This window comes from Candidatus Hydrogenedentota bacterium (genome assembly GCA_019695095.1).
GTDB lineage: Bacteria > Hydrogenedentota > Hydrogenedentia > Hydrogenedentales > SLHB01 > JAIBAQ01.
The window spans coordinates 1-6,458 of record JAIBAQ010000267.1 but is presented as its reverse complement, the minus strand read 5'-3'; the positions used below and the strand labels follow the sequence as shown (position 1 = coordinate 6,458).

Genomic DNA, 6,458 nt, shown 5'->3' with positions numbered 1-6,458 from the left:
TGAGTCTCTTGTGGTTGCGGCTATGCTGCTCCGTGTCCAGTTACGCCCTGACGGACGTTGGGCATATAATCGCTCCATGAAACGACTGGGTTCTATCGTATTCTATACGGTGCTGATTGTCCTGGCCGTTGCCGCGGTCGAGACAGTTCGCCGAAGCTGGGCCATCGCGCGAGAACGCGAGATGTCGGCCCAGCGGCCCAAGTTCGGCTATATCGACAAATCGGGCGCATTGGTCATTCCTGCCACGTACGAGATGGCGTACGACTTCTCGGAAGGATTGGCCGCCGTGCGCATCGACACACGTAACGGCTTCATCGATACGACGGGGCGCCTCGTGATTCCCGCTGTATTTGAAGATACGGGATCTTTCTCGGAGGGCCTGGCGCAAGCGATGGTCAGCGGACAAATCGGCTACATCGACGCGACGGGCGCGATGGTGATTCCGCCCCAGTTCTACCCGGCAGGCGCGTTTTCAGAAGGCCTTGCGCCCGTATGCAAAGACGGCAAATACGGGTTTATCGATAAGACGGGCGCGATGGTAATTGCGCCGTCGTTCAAGCAGGCATCTCCATTCACTGAGGGATTGGCCTCGGTCATGTTTGACGGAAAGATCGGGTTCATCGATAAAACGGGGGCGTTCGCGATTGAGCCGCGCTTCCAAGCGGCACGAGGGTTCAGCCACGGCATCGCCCAGGTTCAACTCGACGGCCGATGGGGCCTTATCGACGCGAAGGGCAACATCGTCCTCAATCCAACATTTGAAGACATCGACACACTCTCCGAGCAACTCATCCCCGTGCGGATTGAACAGAAATGGGGATACATGGATGCCGAGGGCACGACGGTCATAGACGCCGCATTCGAAACGGCGCGTCCATTTTCGGAAGGCTTGGCTGCGGTAGAGCTCTCGGACCGGTTTGGATTCATCGACAAATCCGGGGCGTTTACGATAGCCCCGAGATTCCTGCGGGCCTACCCCTTTCGAGCTGGCCTTGCGCGCGTTCTGGTGAAGCCATAGTCCACGCCGGTCCTTAGTGAGGCAGTCCCAGGCTATTCCTCATCGACCGAAGATAATTGCGAATTCTCCGGGCATTGGCCCCGTAATCGTGCTTGCCCACCCGCGACTTGGACCGCATGTCGACGATGGCCTCGTCGCCATGCTGCACAATGCGAATCGTAATATCGTCGCGAAACCGGAAGAAGAACGATTCCGCGTAACCCTCGATAATCCCCTGCTCCGGGTTCTCATACGTAATGGTCCACCCTTCCCAGTCTCCGGCAAGTGCCCGTGCCGTGTTGTAAACGCCATACACGTCGCGACTCGTCAAGTCCACGCGCAATGGCTTGAGATCCGGGTAACCCGCCGATATTCGTGACGCATTGGCCGCCGGAAAATCGAGATTACGGCCCATGTTCTGGGGAATTTCCGCGGCCTTTGCATACCGAGGTGGATTGGCGGTATCCGTGGTGACGTCGTTTACGTGAGGAAGTCGAAAGCCCGGCGAAGCCGCCGCCGCAACCAAGACTAGCGGCATCATCGACATCGTGGCGGGGACAGTCCCCGTGCGCACTATTCCTTTTGAGCGGCCAACGACAACGAGAGTTGTCGTGATCAGTCCCAAGGGAACACTGAGTAGAAAGGTGGCATATCCCGTAAGCGGAGAGAGCACACCCGTATGCGCCAAAATGACTCCAGCCAAGAGGACAAGAAGCGGAACAGCACTTACTACATTCACGGTCATGTCCCATCCCCCCCGCGAGATGCCACTCGGATGGTCACTTCCCCACCCGATTCACAACGCGTATCGCAGTCATCTTCAGCGATTACACCCGTCCACGCGGACACACATCGCGTACAGAGTCGAAGCCGTTACTGCGCCTACCTGGTACAGGCCGAATCAAGATTCCAGGACCGTCCAATTCCGCCTGTTCCAAGAAGGGACGTCTCATCGTAACTAGTGACTTTCGAGCGAGCCGTTGTTACTTGGGACCTGCCCAACTCCCACAACCCACCGACCTGAACCCACTACCTCCAGACAAAAACACGGCAATCCCGTTCAGAAATGCGGGTTAGTACACTATAATAAACATTTTTTGTGGTCGGGGTTCAAGCTTGGGTGAGCCAGGTGTCGCGATTTGGTCACCCACCTTGTGGATTGGGGGAATTCCGCTTGTCATGGACTACATCATCCTGCGCTTCAGTTCCCGCAAACGGGTATGTCACCAAGCGCGTTCACGTCAGTTCTTGAGAAGTCCGGTCTATTGGGTTCCGTACGTGAATGTGAAGTGTGTACGTATTTTTGAGGCCGCGGGTATGGCGAGCGTGATGCGCGTCAGTACTTGGCTTTTGTTGTTAGCTTTGCAGGCTTCTTCGAGGCGTTCGGCACGGAGTTCGCCCTGATCCGCCGTGATGCTCAGAGCTCCTTCAGGAGATTGTATGCGGGCCGTAGCGCCATCGACGGTCACGTCAAGCCAGGTGATGAACGCTTCCTCGACTTCAAGCCCCGCGCCGTTGAATGCATAGTCTCCATCCAATACGAGAACGCCGTCGGGTTGCAGTGTGAAGGTGTGCGAGGCGTCGGTCAATTCGGGCAATTCATAGGCGCGGGCGAAATTCACTTTCAACGTATTGTCGCCCTGCTTCTCCAGCGTCCCCTTGTAGTCCGCGCCCGCGGGCTGTAGCTGCCCGCCGATGCGTGGCACGCTGTGTCCGTATGAATTGGCGAAGATGTTCTCATAGCGTTTGGCGCTGAAATAGTCTTTGCTGTAGAGGCCCGCGCCGGGATCGCAGAGATAGGTTTGGCCGCCTGCGCGAAGGATGAAGCTGCCGACGTCGTTGTTGTTGTGGGGTTCGTTGTTGTTTCCTGCTTTCACGGCAAACACGACGCGTTTGCCGGATGCGCTTCCGACAAGTTTCGCGATACCGGAATTGGGCAAGAATACCGGCTCGATGATTGGCTCGACTTCAGGAAGGTCTTTGGCCCAGAGGTAGTCTCGAAGGGTCTTGCCCAGACGGAATCCGTTGCTTTCTTCGACTTGCGACATCAGGGCCTGCACGCCGGTGCGTTCGGCGAGCCGCGTGGCCATATAGGGAGGAATGGTGCCGTGTTCGTGGCTATCGGCGAATGACGCAAACACATTCTTGTCGAGGGCGACAGCGGCGGGGTAGGTAGCGATGGCTTTCATGCGGGGGGAAGCAAGCAGGTCAATGGCGCCGCCGGTGCGCACGCGGAGCATTTCCGCGAACGAGACGTAGTGGGTCAGGCCGTAGACCCAATAGCCGATGCCTTCGAGACAGACGCCGTCTTCTTCGAATCCGACGCGTTCGAAGCGCGCAAGTTGATCGAGGACAAGCGACAGCGCTTGTGCCAAGCGGGCGGGGTCGGTTTCGAGCAACAGAAACGCTTCGCCGACGGAACCGGCGCAGACGCCGGTCCAATTGTTGCGGCCGGAGTCCCACCAGTAGTCGTGGGCGTGTTCAAGATAGGGCGTGAAGATCCGCGTCTCGATTTCGTGGCGCACGCGGTTGCGCACTTCTTCCGGCAGGCGATCCCCAAGCACATACAGCGCATGGGCAAGGTCCGAGCCGGTCTCGGCGGCGAATAGGTCAATGAACCAGGGCTTGTCGCTTTCGTGTGCAGGCGCGACCCAGGTGGTTTCTTCGCAGACGTTCCAGATGAGGTCGTTGACGCGGTCGATCTTTGAGGGGTCGTCGCTCAGCCAGGCGGCCATTACGGCGTTGGTCAGCAATTCGCGTTTACCGAAGTAGGGCCGCTCGTAGGGTGGGCGCTCGCCTGTCTTGCGAAAACGGCGATAGAGCGTGTAGGTCGTGAGCGGAATATCCGCGGGTTTGCTCGCTGCTTCCTCGAAATAGGCAACGAGGCGGGGCGTTTGCGCAAGCGCGGAGGTGTCAACCGATTCGAGTTCTGGGATAAGGTTGCCGGATGCGGGTTTCGCCAGTATCTGCTGTAGTTGCTCGACCGTATAGGGGAGCGTTGTCTCCGCGGCCCATGCCGAGACTGCCGAGGCGATCCCTACTACGAGACCAAGCGAAACTATGCGCATTGCGTACCCCCTTTGGCTACCGAATGAGAATACCCTCGTGAGAACGAGGTGTCCACCATCAATGGTAAGAAAACAGCACGCCGGCCTCATCGAGGCCGGCGCTACTGAATGATGCTGCTGAATTGCAGTGGCGGATTCAGACGCTATTTGATGAAGCCGTGGTACAGCCCCATGTAGTACGGGAGCAGGAACACGGCGCCGTCGGCGAGTCCGCTGCCGTTGCCACCGTATTTCAGCTGCCAAGGATCGGTGTTCCAGTGATTGAAGTGACGTTCATCAACGGGCAGCACTTTGCCGTTCACCCTGTATCCGCGATCGACACGGTGATCGGGTTCATAGGGTTCGAGGGCCTGTTGACGCGGCAGCATAATGATATCGATCCGTTCGCTGTTGTCGTGCGACCAATCGAGCCGATCGAGCGGGAAGCGCTTGAGAGTGTCCACGGAATCGACCAGCCAGTCTTTCCAGGGGGACAGGTCGAAGGTTCCCCAGGGATTCACGTATCCGGGACCGGGAGTCACGGCAGCAAAGGCGAAGTTGAAGAAGGGATTCATCTCGGGATACTCGAGGATCCAATACTTGTAGAATGAGTAGGCCATTTCCATCTTCAGCTCGGGGTCTTTGGTGTATTTGACGAGGTTGTAGTAGCACATGAACGCCATCTCGTCGTCGGATTGGTTCCCCGAGCCGAAACCGCGCTGAATCTTCGTGACCATCGCGTTTGTATCGAAGGCGTGCAGCTCGCGCAGCATCTTGATGGCGTCGCTGTATTTGGAATCGCCAGTCATATGCTCGGCAACGGTGAGGTACGACAAGATGCTGAGCGATTTGAGACCGCGTTCGCTGTACCACATGTGATTGTGGTTGAGCTCTTTTGGCGAGTAGACCGACCAACGGGTTGGAGTGCCGTCGAAATCGACGAGACAGAAATCGTTGCGGAGAAGATGGTCGGTGAGATTGCGAACCACTTCGCGGACACGCTCTTTTTCCTCTTCGGTATCGGCGACGAGGTCGTAGTAGAGCGGGTAGAAGAAGTAGTGGCCGTCGAGTTCATCGGAACTCGTGTCGGTCTTGTACCAGTACTTCTTGTCTTTCGTGAGTGGCCACCTCGGTGTGTACACCTTCCACAGTTTGTCGCCTTTGTCGCGGTCGCGCTGTTGCTTTTCGAGGGTGTAGTGAATGTTCGGATCTTCCTCGGTGGTCTCCACGACGGTGCGCGCGACGTAGCCGGGTTGCTGTTTCACTTCGCCGTCGACGGGCGCGACACTCAGGAAACGAAGCGCCTCGAAGGCTTTCTTTGCGCGTTCCTTAATCTTGGGGTCTTTTGTAGCGGCATAGCCAAAACACTCGCCGGCACCGTACATGCTCGTCCAAAGCCCATCGTTGTCGCTGTCGTGATTGAACCATTTCGATTTGTCGCCGGGACGTTCAAGCCTTGCTTCAAGTACGTAACCGTATTCCGTCCGGCGGTTGTATTTGTCGATTTCGCTTTCGTAGAACGCGGCCTTTTCGGCGAGCGTCATCGGCTTACGTTCTATCACGCCAAGACCTTTGGATGTAGCGAATCCTGCGTCGCCATTGGCATTGACTGCAACGGCTCGAACATGATCATCCGGCAACCAGCGGCGCCCTTGGCGGTACTCCCAATCGGTTCCGTCGTAACGGATAGCGCCTTTCGTCGTGCCAAACCACACAACGCCGTCTTCTCCGGCAGCCATGCACGTGAAGTCGTTGTAGGGAAGACCTTCGGCGCCGGTGTAAAGGGTCCATGTATCGCCGTCGCGGCAACCCGCGCCTTGCGGGCTGGCAAACCACAGGCGGCCTTTGGAGTCGTATGCCACGCCACGAACGTTGCGGGGAGCCCAACTGCGGCCTTTGTCATCGGCGGGGTAAAGCGCGGTCCATTCTTTGCCATCCCTCGACTCAAACAGGCCGGATGCGGTACCGGCGCTCATGCCGTCAGGTCCGATGGCGAGGGCAAATACATCGGGCTTGCCGCCAAGCTGCTTATTGAGCGAGTCGACGGGAGCCGCCTTACCGTCAGCGATGACGTAGAGACCAGAGTCGGTTCCGGCAAATGCACTGGAACCGTTCGCTGCTAAGGCGTGGATCGTACCGGTTGGGGCCTGACCGAGTTTGTGAGTGCCCGCCTTGTCAATGATGACTATAGCGCCATCCACAACCGCGATAACGCCGCTGGAAGCTTCGCCAAGCACGGTTACCGAACCCTTTGTGTCCTCTGAAACAGGGATCCAGCCGCTTCCGGAAGCGGGAAACGTGAACAGGCCCGAAGGAGTGCCTACATAAGGGATGTCGCCGTTTGCCACCGCTATACCGGTAATCTCATCCGAGGGCAAGCCTTGAAGGATAGTGTGTGTCGAGGCGACCTCCTG

At 57.6% G+C, this 6,458-nt stretch carries 4 protein-coding genes; 1 reads left to right on the top strand and 3 read right to left on the bottom strand.

The features are described 5' to 3' along the window. Window positions 1–1,018 (top strand): WG repeat-containing protein (locus tag K1Y02_24405; GenBank protein MBX7259525.1); only part of this gene is annotated, 1,018 nt, incomplete at its 5' end. Window positions 1,019–1,031: 13 nt separating this feature from the next. Here the strand turns inward: K1Y02_24405 and K1Y02_24400 are convergent. The 3 genes from K1Y02_24400 to K1Y02_24390 all read right to left on the bottom strand — a co-directional run. Continuing rightward, window positions 1,032–1,742, bottom strand: a complete 711-nt coding sequence (locus K1Y02_24400) for a DUF1499 domain-containing protein (protein MBX7259524.1) — start codon at window positions 1,740–1,742, stop codon at window positions 1,032–1,034. A 517-nt stretch (window positions 1,743–2,259) separates the two neighbouring features. Then, window positions 2,260–4,065, bottom strand: coding sequence for a heparinase II/III-family protein (locus K1Y02_24395; protein MBX7259523.1), 1,806 nt, complete (start codon window positions 4,063–4,065; stop codon window positions 2,260–2,262). Window positions 4,066–4,208: 143 nt separating this feature from the next. Next, on the bottom strand, window positions 4,209–6,458 hold a 2,250-nt coding region (locus K1Y02_24390), incomplete at its 5' end, for a hypothetical protein (protein ID MBX7259522.1).

Coding starts and splice junctions, on each gene's coding strand:
- K1Y02_24395 (MBX7259523.1), bottom strand. CDS start 4,065: ATGCGCATAGTTTCGCTTGGTCTCGTAGTAGGGATCGCCTCGGCAGTC.
- K1Y02_24400 (MBX7259524.1), bottom strand. CDS start 1,742: ATGACCGTGAATGTAGTAAGTGCTGTTCCGCTTCTTGTCCTCTTGGCT.